22 protein-coding genes are annotated in these 20511 nt (G+C 28.9%); all 22 read right to left on the bottom strand.

What is annotated here, in order from left to right; genetic code table 11:
* Position 1: 1 nt before the first annotated feature.
* Genes OLM55_RS07655 through OLM55_RS07550 form a run of 22 tightly spaced genes read right to left on the bottom strand, consistent with a single transcriptional unit; the run spans position 2 to position 20510 of the window.
* Positions 2-1666, bottom strand: a complete 1665-nt coding sequence (locus tag OLM55_RS07655; RefSeq protein ID WP_264558328.1) for a C45 family autoproteolytic acyltransferase/hydolase — start codon at positions 1664-1666, stop codon at positions 2-4.
* Positions 1659-3188, bottom strand: coding sequence for a phytoene desaturase family protein (locus OLM55_RS07650; RefSeq protein WP_264558327.1), 1530 nt, complete (start codon positions 3186-3188; stop codon positions 1659-1661). Before OLM55_RS07650 ends, OLM55_RS07655 begins: the two co-directional genes overlap by 8 nt.
* Positions 3189-3191: 3 nt before the next feature.
* Positions 3192-6863: a 1-acyl-sn-glycerol-3-phosphate acyltransferase gene (locus OLM55_RS07645; protein WP_264558326.1), complete on the bottom strand. Its 3672-nt coding sequence runs from the start codon at positions 6861-6863 to the stop codon at positions 3192-3194.
* Between the two features lie 14 nt (positions 6864-6877).
* On the bottom strand, positions 6878-8056 hold the full coding sequence (locus tag OLM55_RS07640; protein WP_264558325.1) for a DUF2062 domain-containing protein: 1179 nt from the start codon (positions 8054-8056) through the stop codon (positions 6878-6880).
* 12 nt (positions 8057-8068) lie between these two features.
* Positions 8069-8551, bottom strand: coding sequence for a hypothetical protein (locus OLM55_RS07635; protein WP_264558324.1), 483 nt, complete (start codon positions 8549-8551; stop codon positions 8069-8071).
* 2 nt (positions 8552-8553) lie between these two features.
* Complete coding sequence (locus tag OLM55_RS07630) at positions 8554-8925, bottom strand: 3-hydroxyacyl-ACP dehydratase (RefSeq protein WP_264558323.1); 372 nt, start codon at positions 8923-8925, stop codon at positions 8554-8556.
* A 6-nt stretch (positions 8926-8931) separates the two neighbouring features.
* Entirely contained in the window at positions 8932-9498 is a 567-nt protein-coding gene (locus OLM55_RS07625; protein ID WP_264558322.1) for a porin family protein, read from the bottom strand.
* A gap of 4 nt (positions 9499-9502) precedes the next feature.
* On the bottom strand, positions 9503-10132 hold the full coding sequence (locus OLM55_RS07620) for a hypothetical protein (RefSeq protein WP_264558321.1): 630 nt from the start codon (positions 10130-10132) through the stop codon (positions 9503-9505).
* Positions 10098-10715 carry an outer membrane lipoprotein carrier protein LolA gene (locus OLM55_RS07615; protein ID WP_264560610.1) on the bottom strand — a complete coding sequence of 206 codons (618 nt, stop codon included), beginning with the start codon at positions 10713-10715 and terminating at the stop codon, positions 10098-10100. The genes OLM55_RS07620 and OLM55_RS07615 overlap by 35 nt, the downstream gene beginning before the upstream one ends.
* Positions 10702-11484 (bottom strand): polysaccharide deacetylase family protein, encoded by a 783-nt coding sequence (locus OLM55_RS07610; protein WP_264558320.1) that lies wholly within the window; start codon positions 11482-11484, stop codon positions 10702-10704. The genes OLM55_RS07615 and OLM55_RS07610 overlap by 14 nt, the downstream gene beginning before the upstream one ends.
* Complete coding sequence (locus OLM55_RS07605) at positions 11478-12539, bottom strand: beta-ketoacyl synthase chain length factor (RefSeq protein ID WP_264558319.1); 1062 nt, start codon at positions 12537-12539, stop codon at positions 11478-11480. Before OLM55_RS07605 ends, OLM55_RS07610 begins: the two co-directional genes overlap by 7 nt.
* Complete coding sequence (locus OLM55_RS07600) at positions 12539-13735, bottom strand: beta-ketoacyl-[acyl-carrier-protein] synthase family protein (RefSeq protein ID WP_264558318.1); 1197 nt, start codon at positions 13733-13735, stop codon at positions 12539-12541. The genes OLM55_RS07605 and OLM55_RS07600 overlap by 1 nt, the downstream gene beginning before the upstream one ends.
* Before the next feature lie 3 nt (positions 13736-13738).
* Positions 13739-13996 (bottom strand): phosphopantetheine-binding protein, encoded by a 258-nt coding sequence (locus OLM55_RS07595; protein WP_264558317.1) that lies wholly within the window; start codon positions 13994-13996, stop codon positions 13739-13741.
* A gap of 1 nt (position 13997) precedes the next feature.
* A complete protein-coding gene (locus OLM55_RS07590) occupies positions 13998-14612 on the bottom strand; it encodes a 3-oxoacyl-ACP synthase (RefSeq protein WP_264558316.1) in 615 nt (204 codons plus the stop codon).
* Between the two features lies 1 nt (position 14613).
* Positions 14614-15750, bottom strand: a complete 1137-nt coding sequence (locus tag OLM55_RS07585) for a beta-ketoacyl synthase N-terminal-like domain-containing protein (protein ID WP_264558315.1) — start codon at positions 15748-15750, stop codon at positions 14614-14616.
* Between the two features lie 3 nt (positions 15751-15753).
* Positions 15754-16203 carry an acyl-CoA thioesterase gene (locus OLM55_RS07580; RefSeq protein WP_264558314.1) on the bottom strand — a complete coding sequence of 150 codons (450 nt, stop codon included), beginning with the start codon at positions 16201-16203 and terminating at the stop codon, positions 15754-15756.
* Positions 16178-17458 carry an ABC transporter permease gene (locus OLM55_RS07575; protein ID WP_264558313.1) on the bottom strand — a complete coding sequence of 427 codons (1281 nt, stop codon included), beginning with the start codon at positions 17456-17458 and terminating at the stop codon, positions 16178-16180. The genes OLM55_RS07580 and OLM55_RS07575 overlap by 26 nt, the downstream gene beginning before the upstream one ends.
* Complete coding sequence (locus tag OLM55_RS07570) at positions 17448-18203, bottom strand: ABC transporter ATP-binding protein (RefSeq protein ID WP_264558312.1); 756 nt, start codon at positions 18201-18203, stop codon at positions 17448-17450. Before OLM55_RS07570 ends, OLM55_RS07575 begins: the two co-directional genes overlap by 11 nt.
* A 3-nt stretch (positions 18204-18206) precedes the next feature.
* Positions 18207-19202: a BtrH N-terminal domain-containing protein gene (locus tag OLM55_RS07565; RefSeq protein WP_264558311.1), complete on the bottom strand. Its 996-nt coding sequence runs from the start codon at positions 19200-19202 to the stop codon at positions 18207-18209.
* Positions 19202-19606, bottom strand: coding sequence for a hypothetical protein (locus OLM55_RS07560; RefSeq protein ID WP_264558310.1), 405 nt, complete (start codon positions 19604-19606; stop codon positions 19202-19204). The genes OLM55_RS07565 and OLM55_RS07560 overlap by 1 nt, the downstream gene beginning before the upstream one ends.
* A 2-nt stretch (positions 19607-19608) precedes the next feature.
* On the bottom strand, positions 19609-20070 hold the full coding sequence (locus tag OLM55_RS07555; RefSeq protein WP_264558309.1) for an ABC transporter permease: 462 nt from the start codon (positions 20068-20070) through the stop codon (positions 19609-19611).
* Between the two features lie 2 nt (positions 20071-20072).
* Positions 20073-20510, bottom strand: a complete 438-nt coding sequence (locus tag OLM55_RS07550; protein WP_264558308.1) for a hypothetical protein — start codon at positions 20508-20510, stop codon at positions 20073-20075.
* Position 20511 lies beyond the last annotated feature (1 nt).

Below are 20511 nucleotides of genomic sequence, written 5' to 3'. Positions count from 1 at the left end.
ATTAGTTTAATTTTCTTTTAATACTCTTTAATTTTTTTTCGATTACTACTTTACTTGGCAAAGTTGTAACTTCTTTAGTCAATGCCTTTTCAAATTGTATTTCAGCCGCTTTTAACCAACCTTTATCATAGTAATAGTTACCTATTTTGTAATAAACAATCCATAAATTTGGATTAGCATTTTGATAAATCTTAACCTTTTCTGGACTAATTTCTTGGTTGTTTTCTAAAGAAATATCTATTTCTCTATCCAAAACCCTGTATTTTTCATAACTTTTAAATGCTTTTGAATTGATAAAATTATCTTCAGGAATATTGAATTCTTGAGTTCCAACAGTTTCAAATTTCACTTCTTTGGTATCAAAAATTTTATTTAAATCATAAGCTACAAACTCACCCAATTGATATGGATTTGATGAAACCCAAACCATTCTTTGTTCGGGTTTAAAAATTATTCCATGATGTGCCAATAACTGATTTAATGCTTTTTCATTTCCGTAACCTAAATCAATATTCTCAAGCCCTTCTTTATTTCTAAGAATATCGGCCACTTTTAAAGGGTTCATTTTTTCTTCTTCAGATAAAAGTTCGTTCATTCTATCAAAACGATACTTAGAATGGCTTTCTACAATATGATTGCTATTTCTTTTATCGTCTTTATAACTTGCGCTTTGAAAATGATTAGAACAAACCAACTGATTGTTATTTTCTACTTCAAAAACACCAAAATTATCCGGAGAAACTTCAATTAAAATGGCTTTTTTATCTTTTGCGCTTGAAACCATAATCGATTCGGCAACAAAAACTTCTCGACTTTTGGCAATTGCAATAGCTTCCTCAATTGTGGAAGCATATTGTAAAATTTCGCGTGCTAAAATAGAAATTGGTGTTTTAGCAACTAATGGAATTTCGGACTTTCCTGCATTAATTGTAATAGAAAGACCTTCTTTATTCATCCCCGAAACCACACCAATCATTCCTCCCCAAGTAACCATCATGAATGGATGTCCTTTTTTGGGAGTTATAAACGCAATAATTTTATCTTCAGCAAATTCATCGCCAGCATAAAAATCAAAATTTCTACCTACTACTAAAGAACCATCCTCTGATTTATCGCCCCAAACAGCTAAAGAAGAACATCCTACCAAGGCTAAATCTTGTAAAGCATGTCCAATATCATGAGCTCCATGCAAATAAAGACTTCTAAGGTATTTTGGCGCTATTTTCTCATAATCATCAGAAGCATACTGAGAAACTCCGTAAATCTCAGTTTTAAACTCTTCAGGAACATGTAAATATAATTTTCTATTGTACCATTTTAAAAATTGCCTTAGTAAGCTTAATTTAAATTTTGAAGGAACGATACTTTCTATTTTTGAGAAAAAAACTTTTTCTTGTTTATGAATTAAAGGTTGTGTTAAACTTCCAATAGTAAGTCCTCTTTCTAAAGCATCACCAGAAACATGTAGTTCCCACAATTGTTGTTTATTTTTTATTAAATAGTTTTTACCCGAAGAAAACAAAGAATCATTATGCTTGATAACTTCTGGTATTTGATTATTATAGCCTGTTAAAATAGGTTTATGCTGAATTGATTTTGAAATTCCGCAAGAATTTAAAACGAAGAACGATACAAATGCAACAATTATTTGAATACTTTTATTCATTAACCTTTCCTAATTCAGAATTGATTTTATTTATTAAATAATCTTTCCCTACGATTTCAGAACAAGTAACCACTGCTCCTATTGTAACTCCTAAAACGCCGTGCATATTTATACTTTGGCCTGTTAAAAACAAATTTTCAATTTTTGTTTTTGGCGAAATAAACGTTTTCATAGGATTGTTTGAATCTTTTACATAACCGTATAAATTTCCGTTATGACCGCCTATATAATCTCTATAAGATAAAGGTGTTGAAGAATGCACCGATTTAATGCAACTTCTAATATTAGGAAATTTACGTTCTAAAACAGTTAAAAAATCTTCTGCTTTTTTGGCTTTAAAAGTTTCATAGGCTTGACCTCTTTCTGCCTTATTTGCAACTGTATTAATGGTGTTTTCCCAATTATTTAAATCATCAAAACGCATATAAGTAATTGCAGTTAAACTTTCTGCCCACACTTGATCTTCGCTAGAAACATTCATAGAGGCCATATAAGCTTCTGGCCAACTATTTTCAGTGTATTCATTAGCATCCCAAACTCTATTACTATCGCTAAAATGATAATAATTATGATTTAGATATTTAAACGTTTCTGGTTTAAAAACTAAATATAAACTAAATGCAGCAGGTAAAACTTCTAAACTTTGAATTCTACTATAATATGATTTTCTAAACTTATCTTCGCCAATCATTTTAAGAGTGGTTTTTGGCTCTATATTCGATATAAAAATATCACCAAAATACTCTTCTCCATTTTTAGTTTTAGCCGAAGTTAATTTCCCTTCTTCATAACCAAAGCCAACAATTTCTTTGTGTTTATAAACCTCTCCTCCATATTTTCGAAGTTGTTTAATCAATTGTTTTGTAATTTGACTTCCGCCATTAATACAACGATAAGAGCTTTGAATATAAGAGTTAACAGACAATGCATGAACGTATAAAGGTGTTTTATCTGCAATTCCTGCATATAAAAAATTTGTTCCTGCTAAAACTGCCTTCAATTTTTCATTTGATGTTAATTCATCTAAATAGGCTTTTGCATTTATTGATAAAACTTCATTAGAATAACCCGCTCCTTCTCTTAAATTATATAGTGGAAAAGAATCGCAAGTGTATTGAATTTTTTCGCAATAAGATCTTATAACTTCCTCTTCTTCAGGAAAAAAAGAACTTAGTTGTTGAATGAAGTTTTCATAACCTTGTGCATGTGGATATTCATTTGTATCATCATCAAAAGAAATTACATCAAATGCATTTTCATCCATTTTCTTTAACTTCAATTCATCCATGATACCAATATAGGTGAAATAGTCATTAAGGTTTTGACCTTTAGAAAGTCCGCCAATGTAATGAATTCCGGTATCGAAAATGGTTTTATCTCTTACGAAAGTTTGTAAGTTACCTCCGTATTGATTGTTTTTTTCTAAAACACAAACACTTTTTCCTTCTTTAGCAAGAATAATAGCCGAAACCAATCCTCCTAACCCACTTCCTACAATAACTATGTCGTATTTTTTTTTCACTTTTTATTTCTTTAAAACTAAAATAGCTTCTTCTCTACTTTCCACATTAAAACCATAAGTTAAAAGCTCATTCTCCAACTCAAAACTATTCATTAGAAAAATTGTATTTGCCTTTTTTAAATGTGCTAAACTTTCATTCGAAAATTTTGACGTACTTATTAAAACCGTATCAAAAGTTTCAGTTACATCTTCTATTTTTTGAAGATACTTAATTTTACGATTTCTAACAATATAATTTGTATTTGCTATACCACGTTTTTCTTCATCTTCAATAAACGAATAAATTTTTCTTGTAGGTTGCCCTAAACATAACAAAACATCAATTTGTCCGTAATCATTAGCTATATGAAGAATTTTAGCTTCTTTACTTATTAATTGATTTAACCTAAAATAAGTAGCTTTGTTAGTATTAAAATCGGTTTTTACTTTGTTTACAATTTCTTGTTCTTTGTATAAAAAACTTAAAAACAATTTCTTTTTAAAATAAGATTCATCTTCTAACTGATCTCTAAGCAGTGAAAATTCATTTTTATAAAATGCACTTATTTTTTTAGTTCTTGTACTATAATCGGTTCCAAAAGTGGTATTGGAAGGTGTAATTCTTTCTCCAATTACTACCGTTAAAGTTTCATCGTAAATAATATGATCTCCTTTTGGCAATAACTCTGAATTACCATGAATATAAATGGGTAAAATATCAATATTAAATTGTTCGGCCATATAAAATGCGCCTTTATGAAATCTTTTAATTGCATTAGACTCAGATCGAGTTCCTTCTGGGAAAACAATAATTGAATATCCTTCTTCCACTTTTTCACGAAGGTGTTCTACTCCTCCATCAATTCCTTGAGAAACAGGATAAAACCCTGCCAACTTTACTCCACGACCAAAAAAAGGCGAATTATAAACCCAATCATTAACCACAAAAATAATTTTTGGACTTAACATTCCAATGGCAAGAATATCTAAAAATGAAGTGTGATTAGCTATTAGAATAGCGGGTTTTTCAAATTTTTCATTATTTTTATTAACAACTCCTATGCTTGCAAAAGGATTGGTATAAAAAACAGATTTCATAAATTTAGACATCGTTCGTCTAAACCACATCATTTTAGTTTTCTTATTGATTGGAATAAAAGAAATTACAAACTGACCTACAAATGATAATATAAAACCGCCTAATCCATAATAAATAAAGGACAAAGTAGAATGAATAAACATACGAAGTGAAACTGGAGATTTTCCTTTTGTTGGTCTATTAGAAATACAAATTTTAAATAAAATAGGATAAAATATAAACGTTATAATTAGAGCGGAAAAAACTCCAATTAAAGAAACAGATGATATTGATTTTAAAGCTGGATGTTCGGCAAAAATTAATGCTCCAATAGCTAAAACGGTAGTAATAACAGCTAATAAAATAGATGTTCTATAAGTTGCTAACTCACTTTTACCTGTTGTATATTCTTTTTGAAGTGCACTGGTCATAAAAATACTAAAATCGACTCCGTGTCCAAATATTAAAGTACACACAATTGTACTAAAAATATTAAGTTGTATTCCAAAAACGCCCATAATACCAGTAGTCACTAACCCAGTTATGATAATAGGAATAACGCTTATTAGTACTAATTCTATTCTTCTAAAAAATAAAAACAAGATTAAAATAACAGCAATCAATGAATAATTAACCAAGCTGGTAAAATCTTCTTTTAATTTTCCTAAAAATGTTTCATTCATATGTTGCCTATCAATTGCAACTACATTTTTTTCTTTAGACATAGAAGCTACAAAATGATCACGTTGTTCATTAGAAACCTTCACAACTGATGAAATGGTATAAAAGTTGTTTTTATGAGAAACAAATTCGTCTAAGAAAAAGGCTTTTACATTTGCATAGTCTTGAAAACTTATAGGTTCAAACTGCTTACTTAATAAACTATAAAAATCTTGATGTGTTGTAGGTTTAAAACCAATTGCAGCACCGCTCGAAATTAAATTAGATTCAACTTCTTCTTTTCTTGATTTTGTCCAGAAAGAATTCCATTTATTAATTTTTTCAATTTGCGCTTCTTTAGATAAAATAATTCCTCCTATAGAACTGAAATTTAAAACTTCACCCTTTGATTTATATTGGTTTAAATCATTAAAAAGAGTATTATTGTTTTTTAAAACTTCATCAATACTGTTTCCGTATGTTGCTAAATATATAGATTTTGAAGTTAAATTTGTTGCTCCTTCAAGCTTAGCTTCAACTGCTTTAATATCTTTTGGAATAAAATTTAAATCGGAAAGATTGTTGTTAAACTTAACTTTTGAAAAAGTAAAGAAGCTAATTGCAATTATAATTAAACTAACTGCTATTAAAACTTTGTTATGATGAAATGAAAATGAAGCCGTTTTGTCTAACAAATTACTCTTAGCAACGTGCTCATTGTTTTTTGGTTTGTATAAATGTGGAATAATTAATAAGGAGAAAAAAGCTGAAACCATTACGCAAATTGCAGCAAAAACACCCAAATCTTTTAAAGCTTCAGAATTTACAAACAACAAACATAAAAAGGCAATTGCAGTTGTAGAACTGCTCATTATTAAAGGTTTTGTGATGTCTTTATAAAGTATTTCTACGTTACTGTTGTATTTATAATGTGTGAGAATATGCAAGGAATAATCGATAGTAATCCCTATCAAAACTGCTCCAACACTTAATGATATTGCAGAAATAGTGTTTTTCAAAAAGTATAAACTTGCCAATGCAAATAACACTCCGAAAATGGTAGGAATAAAAATAATAATTGGAATAACTATCTTTCTATAAAACAAAATTAAAATCAGCATTAATACCGTCATAGATATTACAATGGTAGTCATAATATCCTTTTTAATTTGCTTTGCATTGGCAACAGCAATTAATGACGACCCAAAATAATCTATAGTTGATTTTCCTTTATATTCCTTATTTAGAGTTTCTTTAATTTTATTTAATTCGGCTACAAAAACTGTGTTTTTTTCGGTTTCACTTCCTGATAACTTTGGATTTATAAACAATAAAATTTTAGACTCATCTTTTGTAATTACAAAGCCATCATGCAATTTAAAATCGTCACCAATATTTAATTGTTGTAGTTTTTTTAAAGCGATGAAAGAAATTCCTAATGGATCTTTTAGAATAAAGTCTTTGGCAATAATTCCTGTTGGAGAAATTAATGTTCTATAATTATTTTGAACCTGGACTGCAATACTGTCTTTATTAACTTTATTTTCAAGAAATTCATAATCTTTATCTTCTAAAAACAAAGGCAAATTATTGTAAACGAAATCAAATGTTTCTTGAATATTCTCTTCGTCTACTTTTCCTTGAATAGTATTTATATATTGATTGCAAGAAACAATACTGTCTAAGAAAGTAGTAGCTAAATCAGATAAATCGTCAATTGTTCCTTCTTTATCTTTTTCAATAATTACCGTTATTTTATCAGAAAATTTAAGTTGTTGTAAAACCTTTGCAGTAACATCAGATTTATCACTTTTAGGAATAATACGCGTAATGTCTTCTTCAAAATTAATTTTTGAAGCAAAAAAACCACAAAAAAATAGAAATACTACTCCAATTAACAGAGAGCTTATCTTATTTTTTTGAATTAAATGATGTAAACCGATAAAAAAAGTGTGCATTATATTGAACTGATTTACTTAGCTGATTTTCTAAACAACGAAAGTAATAAATAACTAGCAAAACCGAAAAGAATTGAAGCAACAGTTGCTAAAAATAAACTTCCAACAACATATTGAAGTAAATTGTCTTTTATAGTATTGAATACAGTTTCATTTTTTATAATAATTGCTTTTTTATCCTCTATAAAAATAGAACCTACTTTCATAGAACCATAAATTACAAAAGGAATCATAGGAGGAATACTAATATTTGAAAAAGTAAATGCTAAAGCTTTATTCAATTTTAAAAAAACAGCTAAAAAAATCACTAAAACTGTCTGAAAGCCCCAAAAAGGAGCAATTCCTATAAAAGTTCCTAAAGCAATTGAAGTTGCTTTAATAGAATTAGAATCGTTGCTAGAAAGTATGTCTTCTTTTATAAAATCTTTAAAGCTTTTTTTTTTGAAACTCATAATAAAGTTTCTTGGCTTAATATAAAAAAGAGTGATAATTACTAAAATTGTGTTTAAAATACTAATTCTCGTAAAGTCTTGAAAAGGTCTAAAATGCGTTACACGTTCATTTGGATCGTATAAAATTTTAATGGGAATATTTTTAACAGAAACACCTTTCCATGCAGTTCTAACAATTACTTCTATTTCAAATTCAAATTTATTGGTAAAAAAATTATTTGGAATGTTATTCAATGGATACAATCGATAACCAGATTGTGTATCGTCTAATTTAATTCCGGTTTCGAACCAAAACCAAAAATTAGAAAATTTATTACCAAAACTACTCTTTTTTGGTACATTTTCTTCCGTCATATTTCGGCTTCCTATTAATAAAACAGGGCTGTTTTCTTGTTCTAACGCATCTAAAAAAACAGGAATGTCGTCTGGGAAATGTTGACCATCAGAATCAATTGTAATGGCATAATCGTAGTTAAGTTCTTTTGCTTTTTTAAAACCATGGCGTAAAGCATTTCCTTTACCCTTATTTTTTTGAATTTGTAAAACAGTAATTTGGGAATAGTTATTTAAAATAGAAACAGTATCATCAGTAGAACCATCATTAACGACAATAATATTTGTAGTTTGTTCTAAAACGCCATTAATAACTCTTTCTAATGTCTTGCAATTATTATAAGTAGGAATAATTATACAAACATTTAATGAAGAAATTCTATCAGATATTGTTCCTGTAAAATTCATAAATGTTTCTTATTAAATTATTTTATTTCGTTCTTCTTCTGTAAAGATTTTGGATTGTTTTACGTAAATTTTTATATAATCTTTCAAATCTTTTGTTTGAGTATCAAAATTAGAAATTATTATTTTCTTATCTTCAGAAATGTTAGATTTATATTTTAGTAATTTAGGTGTATTTTCTTGAATACTTAGTCTTATAAGTCTAATTTCAACATTATTAGGGTCATTTTTAACTGCTTTTTCAACCATACCCACACCCTCAATAAACATTTCTTTTTTTTCTGCCTTTTTTGTAACAAACTTAGACTTTAATGTGGTTGCAGCACCTTTATATGCTAAAAAAACGTTTTTGTCTGTCTTATTGCTTATAACTAAATTATAAAATTTTTCTGCATTATTTTTAGAATCAGAGGCATTAATATACTGTTCTCTTATTTCAGGTAGTCCCTGATTAAAGAAAAGAAACAAAGTAATAAACAAAGAAGTAAGTAATTTCAAAATTATGCTTTTATATAAGTATTAGTTAGTTTTAAAGCTACAGTTTCGTCAAAATAAGTAGTGTTTTTTACTTTTAAGTCTGTAGAAATATCTCCAACAAATTCTAATTCAAGACGCAATGTAGCGTTTATTTCTGGGTTAATAATTGCCATGAATTTTACGTTTGACGAACTGGTCATAACTAAAGAACTCCCAACAATTTCTTGCGCAAGTTCTTTAATTATTTGCATCATACAAACCCCAGGAGTTACAGGATTTCCAGGAAAATGTCCTTTAAAAACATCATGATCTTTATTCAATTCAATTATAGAATTGTATTTCGTTTCAGAAATTTTTTCAATTTGCACTACTTTGTAAAAATCCTTTAGTAACATATATTTTTATTTAATATCGAAAGTATAAGTTGCTCCAAAAGAGAATACAACATTAGTTTGAGAGTCATTATAATCTAGAACAGGAACAATTCCTTTTTTAACTCTAGCTTCAATACCAAAATTAGAATTGAAATTATATCCCAAACCAAGTAAAAATGCTAAATCAACATCACTATTATAATCTATTCTTCTATCCTTCTCAACTAAAAAATCAATTGTTGGGCCAACATGAAAATTAAATTTATCATTAAATGTAAATTTATTTACTACTGCAAAAGATAAATATGTAGCATCAAAAGTAGTAGAATTAGACGATCCTCTATATTCATATTTAGATCCTTGTCTAGAATAGGTGATTTCTGGCTGTAAAGTGTAATATTTCGTAAGTTTCAATTCTCCAAAACCACCAATATAAAAATCTGATTTTGATTTGAAATCTTCATCGCTATCATCAGTTTGTGTAAAATGTGAAAGATTTAAACCTGCTCTTAAACCTGGTTTAAACGATACCTGAGCATTAACTTGTGTTAATCCTAAAAAGCATAATAGTGTTGCAATAGCTACTTTTTTCATAATTCTAATTTTCAAATTTATTTAGTGAAATTGTTAATTTTATATTTTGGTGCAATATTAGAATATTTTCAGCGATTTTTCCTTCTTTCGAATCAAAATTTAGCCTTAGTTTTTCTTTCCTTTTTGATGTTTGAATGATTTTAATAAATTGATCATCTGTTTTAGATTGATAAATGTAATTAAAACGTTTACCCGCATTTGATTTGTAAATATAATATTCCTCATTTTCAAACATTTCATCAACTACAAAAGACTGCTTTAAAAGCAGCTTAAAATCTTTTTCAAGCGTATTTAAAATTAGTTTTCTATCTAAATCTTCTACTACATAATTTACTTTAAAGCTATTATTAGAAATTTCAAAATCTAATAATTTATTACCAAAATCGGTAGTAAAAACAACTCTGTGAATAGAATCATTTATCTTTTTGGTTACAAAAATACCGCTTAAATCATTTCCGTAAACTTCAATATGTGTTTTATATACATAATCTAAATTCTCATTTGAGAAATAAGGGTTTAAAATAACTTTACTATTACTTATTTCTAATTTTTCTCCAGAAACTTGATACGTTTTACAAGAAAAAAGGAAAAAAGAAATACTAATTAGTAAAAGCCGAATCGTCCACTTTTGCATTGATTACTTTATTTTTAAAAACAATTTTAGTATAATCGTTTGATGGTTCAATTAATTTTACTTGAGCAACTGTAGATTCATTCTTAGGAAAATACAATTCAACTTCTTTAATGTATTTTTTAATCGTTGCCGTTTTGGGAACGAGCTTCGTAATATTAAATTCTTTTGATTTAAAGTAAGTGATAGTAAATTCTTTATCGTCAAACATATTTCCACTAACGCTTCCTACAATTAGACTGTTTATTTTTTCAAACATTTTTCCATCAACCGTACTTTTTTTACCTTGATCATTGATGTAAACTTTGTTGTTTTTAAAAACAATACTGTATTCATATGGTTTTGTGTATTGCCAATTCAATAAGTTAGGCGCTTTAAAAGTCATTTTACCAGAAGTTTCAATGTCTTTTGATAAAAAATCTAAATGTTTATATTGAATAAAATCTGTTTTTATTGTTTTTATTGTTTTTGTTTCTTTTTCAATCGTGCTTTTAAATTTTGTAATTTCTGCAGCTGTCATTTTTGATTCTTGCGCAAAAAAAAGTGTTGTAAACAATAAGAAAACAAGACTACTAATTTGTTTCATTTGCATAAGGCGATTCATTTATTAAATAATCTATTGGTACTATTTTATATTCTTCTTGCAAAAATAACAATAACCGTTCCAAAACACTCACTGTTTTTAAAGAAGTATCATGAAATAAGATTATTCCACCAGGTTTAATCTTATTTTTAACTCTTTTAAGAATCTCATCTTCAGATTTTATCACAGTATCCAAAGAACGAATATTCCAGCCAATGGCTTTATACCTTGTGGCTTTTATTGCACGAGAAATTTTAGGATTAGTTACTCCAAATGGCGGTCTAAAATACAAGGTGTTTTTACCTGTTATATCTAATATTATTTTTCTTGTTTTTTCCAACTCTTCAATAACTTTCTTAGTAGAAAATGTTCCAAAAAAATTAGAATGTGAATACGAATGATTTCCTACAAGATGACCTTCGTTAACAATTCGTTTTAAAATTTCTGGATCTTTTTCAATTTGATTTCCAATGCAAAAAAAAGTAGCTTTAACATTATATTTAGCTAAAACATCCAAAACTTTATGGGTCATTAAATGTGGACCATCATCAAAAGAAATTGATATTATTTTTTCGTTAACAACTGAATTATTACAATATGTTTTAATGAAATATTGAGATCGAATATCAAAAACACCCCAAGTTGTTATAGTTAACCAAACTAAAAATAAAAGAATAAAAAAAATGCTATTCACATTAAAAAAGAAACTTAAAGTGAATAGAAAAATAAAAACAACACTACATAAAATAGCTATGTTTTTGTGTTTTAGCATTTTTTAAGCAATATTAAACTATGATCTCTTCCTTGATATTGATTGTATAATAAAATGGTTTCTAATTTTGATGACTCAACCAAATTCATTTTTAAAACAGAAGGGATTTCTTGATTTTTTATAATTTTTGCAGCACACCAAAGTCCGAATCCTGAAGCTGTATTATATTCTCCACTTAAGTGTTTATAAAAAACTTGTGCAGTATTTTTAAATAACGAATTAGAAACATCATAATAAAAATCATATTCCACATCGCCATTATTTCCAAAAACAACAGCATCGATTTCATTTACTTGGCAATTGTTCTCTTTTAAGAAATCTGAAATAAAATCTTCAACTTCATTAACTGCTAAACTATTTTGAATTTTAATAGCTTCAATAGTAGCATAACTAGATTCCTTTTTAGAATTTTCTAAAGTAAAAAAAGTAGCTCCTTCGCTAAAAACAACTCCTTTTGAAGTTGGGTTTAAAACACTATAAGGTGCATCTTCTTCTTTTTTAATAACATTCGTTAATTTAAATAAATCTAAAGTATGCTGAGCTGTTTCATCAATTCCACCAACAAGAATCGTATTTTCTTCTTCAGTTTCTACTTGAATTTTAGCATCTAACAAAGCCGTTTCCAATGATATTGCTCCGTTTACATAAGTAAAATTATAACCTTTACATTGCAAACCAAGTGCTATTTGTGCACCAACAGTATTATGAGTGGATTGAATAAAAGAAGTAGGCGTTAAAAATTGTTCTTTATTGTCTAAAATTCCTTTTAAAAACTTTTCCGAATCTTCTACACAACCCATTCCAGTTCCTGTAATAATTGCATCTGGAATAACTACATTTGCTTCAGCTAACGCTTTTGTAGAAGCTGCAATTCCCATTTTGACTCCTTTTGCCATTCTTCTGCTAGCAGCTGGAGGAATAAATTCTTTATATGAAGGTTGGTTTGCATACAAAACATTTTCTGTACTGTTTACAACTGCATCTCCTAAAAAATCGGTTTCAAATGTATTTTGTGCCGAAATATTTCCTAATCCGTTTATATAACACTTCTTCATTAGTTCTTTGAAAATATTACAGTTGAACAATTACCTCCAAATCCGAAAGAATTCGATAAAACATGGTTTATTTCTTTTTCTTTCAATGTTGTTTGCGGTGTTATATTGAATTCTTCCATTTGATTTTTGAAATTCAAATTTGGGAAAACCACATTATTTTGCAAAGCCAAAACACTATAAACAGCTTCAATTGCAGCAGCAGCAGCCAAAGTATGACCTGTATAAGGTTTTGTTGAACTAAATTCGGGAACATTATCTTCAAAAACACGCACAATTGCTCTTCCTTCCGATAAATCGTTGTTTGGAGTTGCTGTTCCGTGAGCATTAATATAATCGATATCAGTTGTTGCTAAACCCGACATTTTTAATGCTTTATGCATTGCTAAATAAGCACCTTCTCCGTTTTCAGATGAAGCAGTTTGGTGAAAAGCATCGTTTGCATTTCCGTAACCCGAAACATAAGCCAACACTTTCTTATTTTGTTTTTTTGCTACTTCTTCCGATTCTAATACTAAAAAAGCAGCAGCTTCACCTAAGTTTAATCCTTTTCGTTCGTTGTCAAAAGGAGTATTATAAGTGTCTGACAAAATCATTAGTGTTTTAAATCCGTTGATGGTAAATTTTGCCAAAGCATCTGTTCCTCCCACAATAACCCTGTCTAATTGACCTGATTGAATTAATCGAGAGCCAATCATTATAGCATTTGCAGCCGATGAACACGCAGTACTTACCGTTGTTACAATTCCTTTTAAACCAATATGTTCGGCCATTTTATGGGTTGCATCACCAGCATCGTGTGCTTGAATATATTTCTGGCAAGTTTCATCTTCAAAATATTCGTAATAGAATTTTTCAGTCATGTCCATTCCACCAACACTTGTTGCTGAAATTAGACCTGTTTTAAATTCGTTAATATCTTTAATTTGAGCATTTTCAACCGCTTTCTCTACTGCATAAGCTCCAAGCATAGCTGTTCGAGAATAATTATTGTTTTTTGGCAAATTTAATAATTGCTCTAACTCTTGATTGGTCATTTTAATTTCCCCTACTTTAATAACATCTTTATGGATTGTTTCTATATTTTCGATAGTAGAAATTCCTGTTTTTTGATGAATTAAAGCATCGTAATTTTCTTCTACTGTTTTACCAATAGAAGAAATAATTCCCATTCCGGTTATTGCAATTCTTTTAGCCATAAATTATTTAGTTCTGTTTGCCGTAATGTAAGCAGCCATAGTTTCGATAGATTCGAAAATAGTTTTTCCTTCTTTAGGATCTGTTAATTTAATACCGTAATCTTTATCTAAAAGAACAATTAATTCTAAAGCATCAATTGAATCTAAACCTAAACCATCACCAAACAATGGATCATTATCATTAATTTCATCAACTGAAATATCTTCTAAATTTAATACTTCAACTATTTTCCCTTTTAATTCTGCTTTTAATGCTTCCATCTTATTTGTTATAAATTGTATTAATCATTTTTATATTGTGTTCTAAAGTTCCACTATTTTGGACCAAATATACAACAGCTTTGTAATTTTCTTCAAAAAATTCAACCCAACCGCATAAAACTTTATTTGTTTTGTTTGAATTTAATAAATGTGTTGCATAATTATACATAAATTCAGCATTAAACGTATCAAAAACAAAAAAGGCATTTTCTGATTTTAAATGGTGTTTAATACTTATTTCTCCCACGCAAATATTGGGTAAAGTATATACAAATACGGCAGGACTTGGAAAATATTCTTCCTTATTTGCTATAGAACTTTGGTATTTAACATCTGTATCTAAACTGGCTGATTTATTTGCAAAAACAACCGCAATATCATTATCTTCTTCGTTTAAATCTATTTCTTTCAAAATTAAATCGGCGGCTAAAAAAGACAATTTACTTAAATTATCCATTTTAAAAAATTTTGGATAATTACTATTAAAGTTTTTATAAGCAGCTTTAATAAAGTCAGGAAATTGTTCATTAGTTGAACTAAATTTCTCTACTCCATTTAAGAATACTTTGTTATTTTCAATAACGCAATGCTGAGCTATTTTATAATTTTGTTCCAAATTAGTTTGCTTTTTCAAATAATACTGCTGTATTACAACCTCCAAAACCGGAAGCTGTTTTTAAGAAATATTTAATTTCATATTGTTTTGCTTCTTCAATAATATTTATGGGTTGTGTAACGCCACAATTTACATATCCTTTTGAAACAATCAACCTATTATTATTTGCACTTTCAATTGACAAAACCGTTTCTAAAAGTCCGGATGTACCAAGTGTATGTCCGTAATATCCTTTTAAACTATTAACCGGTACATTTTGTAATTCTAAACGATTAAAAGCAATTGCTTCCATTTCGTCGTTATACATTGTTGCCGTTCCGTGTGCAGAAATATAGTCTATTTTATTGGCTTCTAAATTTGCTTCTTTTAATGCACTATTTATACTTCTAAATAAACCTTCACCTGTTCTTGATGGTCCAGAAATATGATTTGCATCGTTAATAGCACCATCTCCAACAATTTTAAAGCTTCCTTTCTTTACTTTACTTTCATCTGAAGTAATATAAACTGCCGCAGTTGCTTCGCCTAAAGTTACACCAGTTCGCTCTTTATCATAAGGTTTACAAGGCTCATTACTCATTGCTTGAAAAGAGTTGAAACCTGATAAAACAAATTCTGAAATTGCATCGCCAGCCACTACATAAGCATCATCATACAAACCTATTTGAATCATTCTTTTTGCAACAGCAATGGCTAAAACTCCAGAAACACAAGCATTTGAAACTATTATTGGTTTGGTTTTAAAACCAAAAAAAGAACTGATTTTATCTGCTAATGTTCCTAACTGTGCATCTTCAATTGTGTTTTCTGTAGTTGCTAAAGCTTCAATATTTCCTTTAGTAGTCGATAAAATAAACGCTGTTTTGGAAGTGATTTCTTGCTTGTTTACCATTGGTTCCAAAGCCAAAATAAACATTTTTTCTAATTTTGTATAATCTGTACTTTTAGAAATTTTACTAAAAGCTGCATCAATAATATCATTAGGAATAATACTTGCATAAAAAGCATCTTGCATTAAATTACTTTCATGTAATTGAATACCCGATTTCCCTTCTAATACCGCATTATAATTAGAAAAAGCATCTAAACCTAAAGGCGTAATACAGTTTGTATGCGTTATGTAAGCTTCTTTATGCATATCTTATTTTAGTAATCCAACTTTACGCTTCCATTCTTCATAAAATGGCGGATTATTAAGTGACAAAACTCCGTTACCATCAACAAAAACTTGAACTGTTTCTCCAGTACAAGCCACTTCATTATTACTATCGTAAATTGTATATTTAAATATCATTTTTGCTGCAGGCGTATCTACAATAGTGGTTTCAATACGTGCAACATCGCCATAACGCAAAGATAATTTATGTTCGCAAATAGACTTTACAATAGGAGTTGTATAACCATATTTATGCACGTCTAAATAAGAAATTCCGTGATCTCTTCCAAAAGCTTCTCTTCCATCTTCAAAATAAGTAATATAATAGCCGTGCCAAACAATTCCTAAAGGATCTGTTTCGTTAAAACGTACTCGAATATCTTTTGATACTGTTAAATGACTGGCTTCGTTATACTGCTCTTTTCTTTTTATCATAAACTATGGCAATTGTAATTGTAATTGTAAAAAACAAAAGTAAATAAAATAATTCGGGAAGTATATCTATAATACTTCCATTACGTAGTAATACGTCGTAAAATGCGTTTAATCCCCAATTCATTGGAGAAATATTTGAAACAAACTGCATTACTTTTGGCATTGCAAAAACAGGAACCCAAACACCACCAATTGCAGCTAATATTACTACAGAAGTTGCACCAAATGGAGCCGATTGTTCTTGTGTTTTTGCTATTGTACCTAATAAAATTCCTAATCCTATTGCTGCTAAACCTGAAAAAATAGCTACAACCGTCATTAAAAACATTTTTCCACTTACGTCTAAAATAGGTAAGTCTAAATAAGGAAATAAATAAATTCCAACAGCTATCATTAAGAAAAACTGTATGATACAAATTAACAAATAGGTCGCCGTTTTACCCGCTAAAAGAACTGCATAAGGAACCGGATTTGTAATTAAACGAATCATTGTACCTTGGCTTTTTTCTTTTACTATATTAATTGAAAGTGGAACAATTATAAAGAAAATAGCAAACAAAGTCCAAGCAGGAACATTGTGCTGTACCGAATTTGGTTTAATCTCTTCATTATTCACTCTGGGAACAATTTCTTTAAAAGTGATGAAGTTTTCTTGCGAAAAAATAGGTTCATCTCCTTCACCAAGTTGTTCTTGAAAAGTTTCATAAATTGATTTTGTTTCAATTTTAGAAATCATTTTATCAATACCATTTTTAACTCCGTTTTTAAACGATAATTGAGCCGCAGGATCAAAATATAGTTTAATTTCTTTTGGATTTAAATGTTGTTGTGGCACAATTGTATCTTCGGTTAATCCGAAATTTGCCGTAATTTTATCTACATTTTGATTTACTTTTAATTGTAAATCAGAACTCAGATTTTCTGGTATTATAATTGCTAATTGGTATTTTCCTTTAAAAACTGCATTTTTTGCAATTTCTTCTGTAATATTTGTATTATCAATTTGTGTAATGATATCAAATGAGCCACTTTGCGCTAAATTATCTTTTACACTATTTGAAATTACATCGTTATCGTTATCAATTAATAAAATTGGAATTTTACTATCTGAAACGGTTTTAAATGTACTGTCTTGTATTAAAGTTATAGTTACAATAAGAACCAATGGCATTACAAATAAGATAACCAAACCTCCAAAATCTCTTTTTAACAAAAGGACTTCTTTATAGACCGACATTAGGAATTTATATAGCATCGCGAAGTTCTTTACCTGTTAATGAAATAAAAACATCTTCTAAATTAGTCGCATTTTGAGTTGAAGCAATTAATTCTTTAGCTGTTCCTTCGGCATAAATTTTACCTCTATCAATAATGGCTATTTTAGTACAAAAGTCTTGCGCTTCCGTTAAATGATGTGAAGTATAAATTATCGTTGTTCCGTTTTCGTTTAAATGTTTTAAGTAATCGATAATTACGTTTTTAGACTGCACATCAACTCCAACTGTTGGTTCATCTAAAAACAAAATAGTTGGATTATGTAGAATTCCGGCAATTAAATTTACCCTACGTTTCATTCCGCCAGAAAAAGTTTCAATTTGTTTATTGGCAAATTTAAGTAAGCCTAAATGTTCTAGAGCTTCATTAACTTTATTATGTAAATTTTTACCTTTTAATCCGTACATACTTCCAAAATACAACAAGTTTTCTTTTGCTGTTAATGTTGGATACAAAGCATATTCTTGCGGAACAACACCAATTATTTTTTTAATATCATTTGCATTTTTATGGTACGAAAGATTATTGATTGTAAAACTTCCTGAAGTTGGTTTAATTAAACCGCATAACATAGAAATTAGAGTAGTTTTTCCTGCACCATTTGGACCTAATAATCCGTAGATTTCTTTTCTCTCAACAACCAAACTTAAATCGTTTACCGAAAAATCATCTGCTTCTTTATACTTTTTATAAAGTTTTTGAATTTGAATTATTGGTTCGTTCATTTTTTAAATTGCTTTTTTAAGGTTTTTAAAAAACGTTTCTTCTTTAGCAGCAATAACTAAAAGTTCATCTGCCAAAGCATTATATACATCTGTTTGATTGCTTCTGTTTTTATAAACACGAGCTGCATTTACTGCAAAATCTCTCCACATATCACCAATAATTGTCATTTCTGCAGAAAGTTCTTTAAGTTTATCATTTTTTAGAATAACTGCAGCTTCTTGTAAAAAAGCAGCATAAATAAATCGAAAACCTCCACCGCCAGTTCCAATTTCTTCTTGCATTCGAACCATTTGTGCTAAATAATGATTTGCCACTTTTACACCTTTTTTAGCTGGCCATTTTCTCATATCTTTTGCTACCCATTCCATTGCGTTTATCCCTACAATTGGAACAGGAGCTAACATGTCGTTACACGTATTTTTTATTCCTTTTTTGATTGCATTTTCCCAATTTATATGGGCTGGTATATCAATTGGAAAATACATTTGTCCTTTAGGAGCTAATGCTCCTTTAGCGAAACGTACTTTTTCCAATTCTTTTTCTGTTAAAGTAGTAACCGTTTCCATGACGGGGTCACTGATTAAGAAAGTATTATTTTCTTTTCCGTAAACTACTAAATTATGAGCATTAAAATGAAAACGATATTCGTCAGGAAAATAAGTCAGATTGTAAACACCAACTTGTAAGCCTGATGGAATATTATTATTTAGATTTTCTTCTAATGCTTTTTGTGCTTGATTATTGTTTGAAAACTTTACTCTTTTAACTTTAATACCTAATCTTTTTGCTGCTTTATTAAAAATAGAACCGGGCATTGGTCGGTAACTAATTGCTGGCGCATGATTAACTTTTAAAAAAGGTAAATAGAAATAAAACAAACCAGAACCAATACCAAAAACCATAGGTTCACTAATATTTATGCCATGGAATTTCAAAAGATTTGAAGCAACTCCATTTTCACAATGAGCAGATTGATGATGTGTAAAATTAGTTTGCATTATTCTCCTTTAAAGTTTTTTAATTCATCGATTGAAATTTCGAAAGCATCAGCATATTTTTGAAGTAATTTATCGCTCATTTTTTCAAACACACTAGGTTTTGTATGCCTTTTTACGCGCCATTGCCACATTCCTACATAATCAGATAATGTAACCCAATCCATTTTATGTACTTCCATAAAATATACTATTGGACTTACAATTCCTGCTTTAACATTTTGATTAGCTAATTCAACTCGTTCTTTAATCTCTTGAATGGAATTTTCTAAAGCAATTGTTTTAGGTTCCCAACCAGTACTTAAAGCTGTTGTGTATTCCCCATTTTCATTTACCGCATAACAAAGTTCTTTCAAATTTGTTTTTGAAAGATTACTTTTATCTTGAGGGACTTCATTTTCTTTCATTCTTATTTTTTTTCTTGGATAAATAAATTTATTTCAGCTTCAAAAACAAGTACTCCCTTATTGTACGTTAAACAACTCATGGTACAAATACTATAACCGTCGGCATCAAATCGAGAAGCTAAAACCGCTTTTGTTTTAATTGCATCTCCTAACTTAGGTAAACTATAAACTTTAGCTTTTTTGATACCGCTAATAAAACCAATTACTTCTACTCCTTCTTTAACATCTTGGTTGTCATCTAAAAAAAAAGATTGCCCAACAATTGCAGAGCAAGTTTGAGCAGCATTTTCTACTAAACCAACTTCGGCGAAAACATCATTTTCAACAAAAAGGTTGTCATTTTTAATTTCAAAAACTGTTTTTACATTTGTATCTGTTAACTCATAAATAAAATCTACCATTAACATAGGTTTTCTATGCGGTAAAAAGTTCTTGATATCAATAATGTTTTCGTACTTTTCCATACTTAAGAAGCTAATACCGTTTTCATTTGACTTGTTCCAATAACCTCATTGTTTACTCTTGAAATTATGTCTACCAAAGTAACTCCCATAAACTCTTGTAAAACAGTTACTGATGTTTCTACTTGTTCATTAAGCTTAGGCAGTCTATTAATTTGTATAGTTTTAATAGAACCAATATAACCTGTTGGAGCTGGTTCATTTTTTAAAAAATATTGGTATCCAGTATAAAGTGCAACTGATTGTGCCATATGCTCTACTAAACCTGATTCTTGAAAAACTTCATTTGAAGTAAAAATATTTTTGTTTGAAACAGTTAAACCTGCAACAATTTTATTTTCTTCGAATAAAAGCAATTTATCCACCATAACAAATGGAGCTTTTTGTGGAATTAAATTTTCTACAAAAGTTGTATCTAAAATAGGTAATTCTATATTTTTCATA

This window comes from Flavobacterium sp. N2270 (assembly GCF_025947225.1).
In the GTDB taxonomy this organism is placed as follows: domain Bacteria; phylum Bacteroidota; class Bacteroidia; order Flavobacteriales; family Flavobacteriaceae; genus Flavobacterium.
The sequence above is the reverse complement of the archived record's forward strand: the minus strand, read 5'-3'. Positions and strand labels throughout refer to the sequence as shown.

Excerpts from the sequence above, each read along its gene's own strand:
- OLM55_RS07655 (WP_264558328.1), bottom strand. The coding sequence starts at position 1,666 with ATGAATAAAAGTATTCAAATAATTGTTGCATTTGTATCGTTCTTCGTT.
- OLM55_RS07645 (WP_264558326.1), bottom strand. The coding sequence starts at position 6,863 with ATGCACACTTTTTTTATCGGTTTACATCATTTAATTCAAAAAAATAAG.
- OLM55_RS07640 (WP_264558325.1), bottom strand. The coding sequence starts at position 8,056 with ATGAATTTTACAGGAACAATATCTGATAGAATTTCTTCATTAAATGTT.
- OLM55_RS07630 (WP_264558323.1), bottom strand. The coding sequence starts at position 8,925 with ATGTTACTAAAGGATTTTTACAAAGTAGTGCAAATTGAAAAAATTTCT.
- OLM55_RS07625 (WP_264558322.1), bottom strand. The coding sequence starts at position 9,498 with ATGAAAAAAGTAGCTATTGCAACACTATTATGCTTTTTAGGATTAACA.
- OLM55_RS07620 (WP_264558321.1), bottom strand. The coding sequence starts at position 10,132 with ATGCAAAAGTGGACGATTCGGCTTTTACTAATTAGTATTTCTTTTTTC.
- OLM55_RS07615 (WP_264560610.1), bottom strand. The coding sequence starts at position 10,715 with ATGAAACAAATTAGTAGTCTTGTTTTCTTATTGTTTACAACACTTTTT.
- OLM55_RS07610 (WP_264558320.1), bottom strand. The coding sequence starts at position 11,484 with ATGCTAAAACACAAAAACATAGCTATTTTATGTAGTGTTGTTTTTATT.
- OLM55_RS07605 (WP_264558319.1), bottom strand. The coding sequence starts at position 12,539 with ATGAAGAAGTGTTATATAAACGGATTAGGAAATATTTCGGCACAAAAT.
- OLM55_RS07600 (WP_264558318.1), bottom strand. The coding sequence starts at position 13,735 with ATGGCTAAAAGAATTGCAATAACCGGAATGGGAATTATTTCTTCTATT.
- OLM55_RS07595 (WP_264558317.1), bottom strand. The coding sequence starts at position 13,996 with ATGGAAGCATTAAAAGCAGAATTAAAAGGGAAAATAGTTGAAGTATTA.
- OLM55_RS07585 (WP_264558315.1), bottom strand. The coding sequence starts at position 15,750 with ATGCATAAAGAAGCTTACATAACGCATACAAACTGTATTACGCCTTTA.
- OLM55_RS07580 (WP_264558314.1), bottom strand. The coding sequence starts at position 16,203 with ATGATAAAAAGAAAAGAGCAGTATAACGAAGCCAGTCATTTAACAGTA.
- OLM55_RS07575 (WP_264558313.1), bottom strand. The coding sequence starts at position 17,458 with ATGCTATATAAATTCCTAATGTCGGTCTATAAAGAAGTCCTTTTGTTA.
- OLM55_RS07570 (WP_264558312.1), bottom strand. The coding sequence starts at position 18,203 with ATGAACGAACCAATAATTCAAATTCAAAAACTTTATAAAAAGTATAAA.
- OLM55_RS07565 (WP_264558311.1), bottom strand. The coding sequence starts at position 19,202 with ATGCAAACTAATTTTACACATCATCAATCTGCTCATTGTGAAAATGGA.
- OLM55_RS07560 (WP_264558310.1), bottom strand. The coding sequence starts at position 19,606 with ATGAAAGAAAATGAAGTCCCTCAAGATAAAAGTAATCTTTCAAAAACA.
- OLM55_RS07555 (WP_264558309.1), bottom strand. The coding sequence starts at position 20,070 with ATGGAAAAGTACGAAAACATTATTGATATCAAGAACTTTTTACCGCAT.
- OLM55_RS07550 (WP_264558308.1), bottom strand. The coding sequence starts at position 20,510 with ATGAAAAATATAGAATTACCTATTTTAGATACAACTTTTGTAGAAAAT.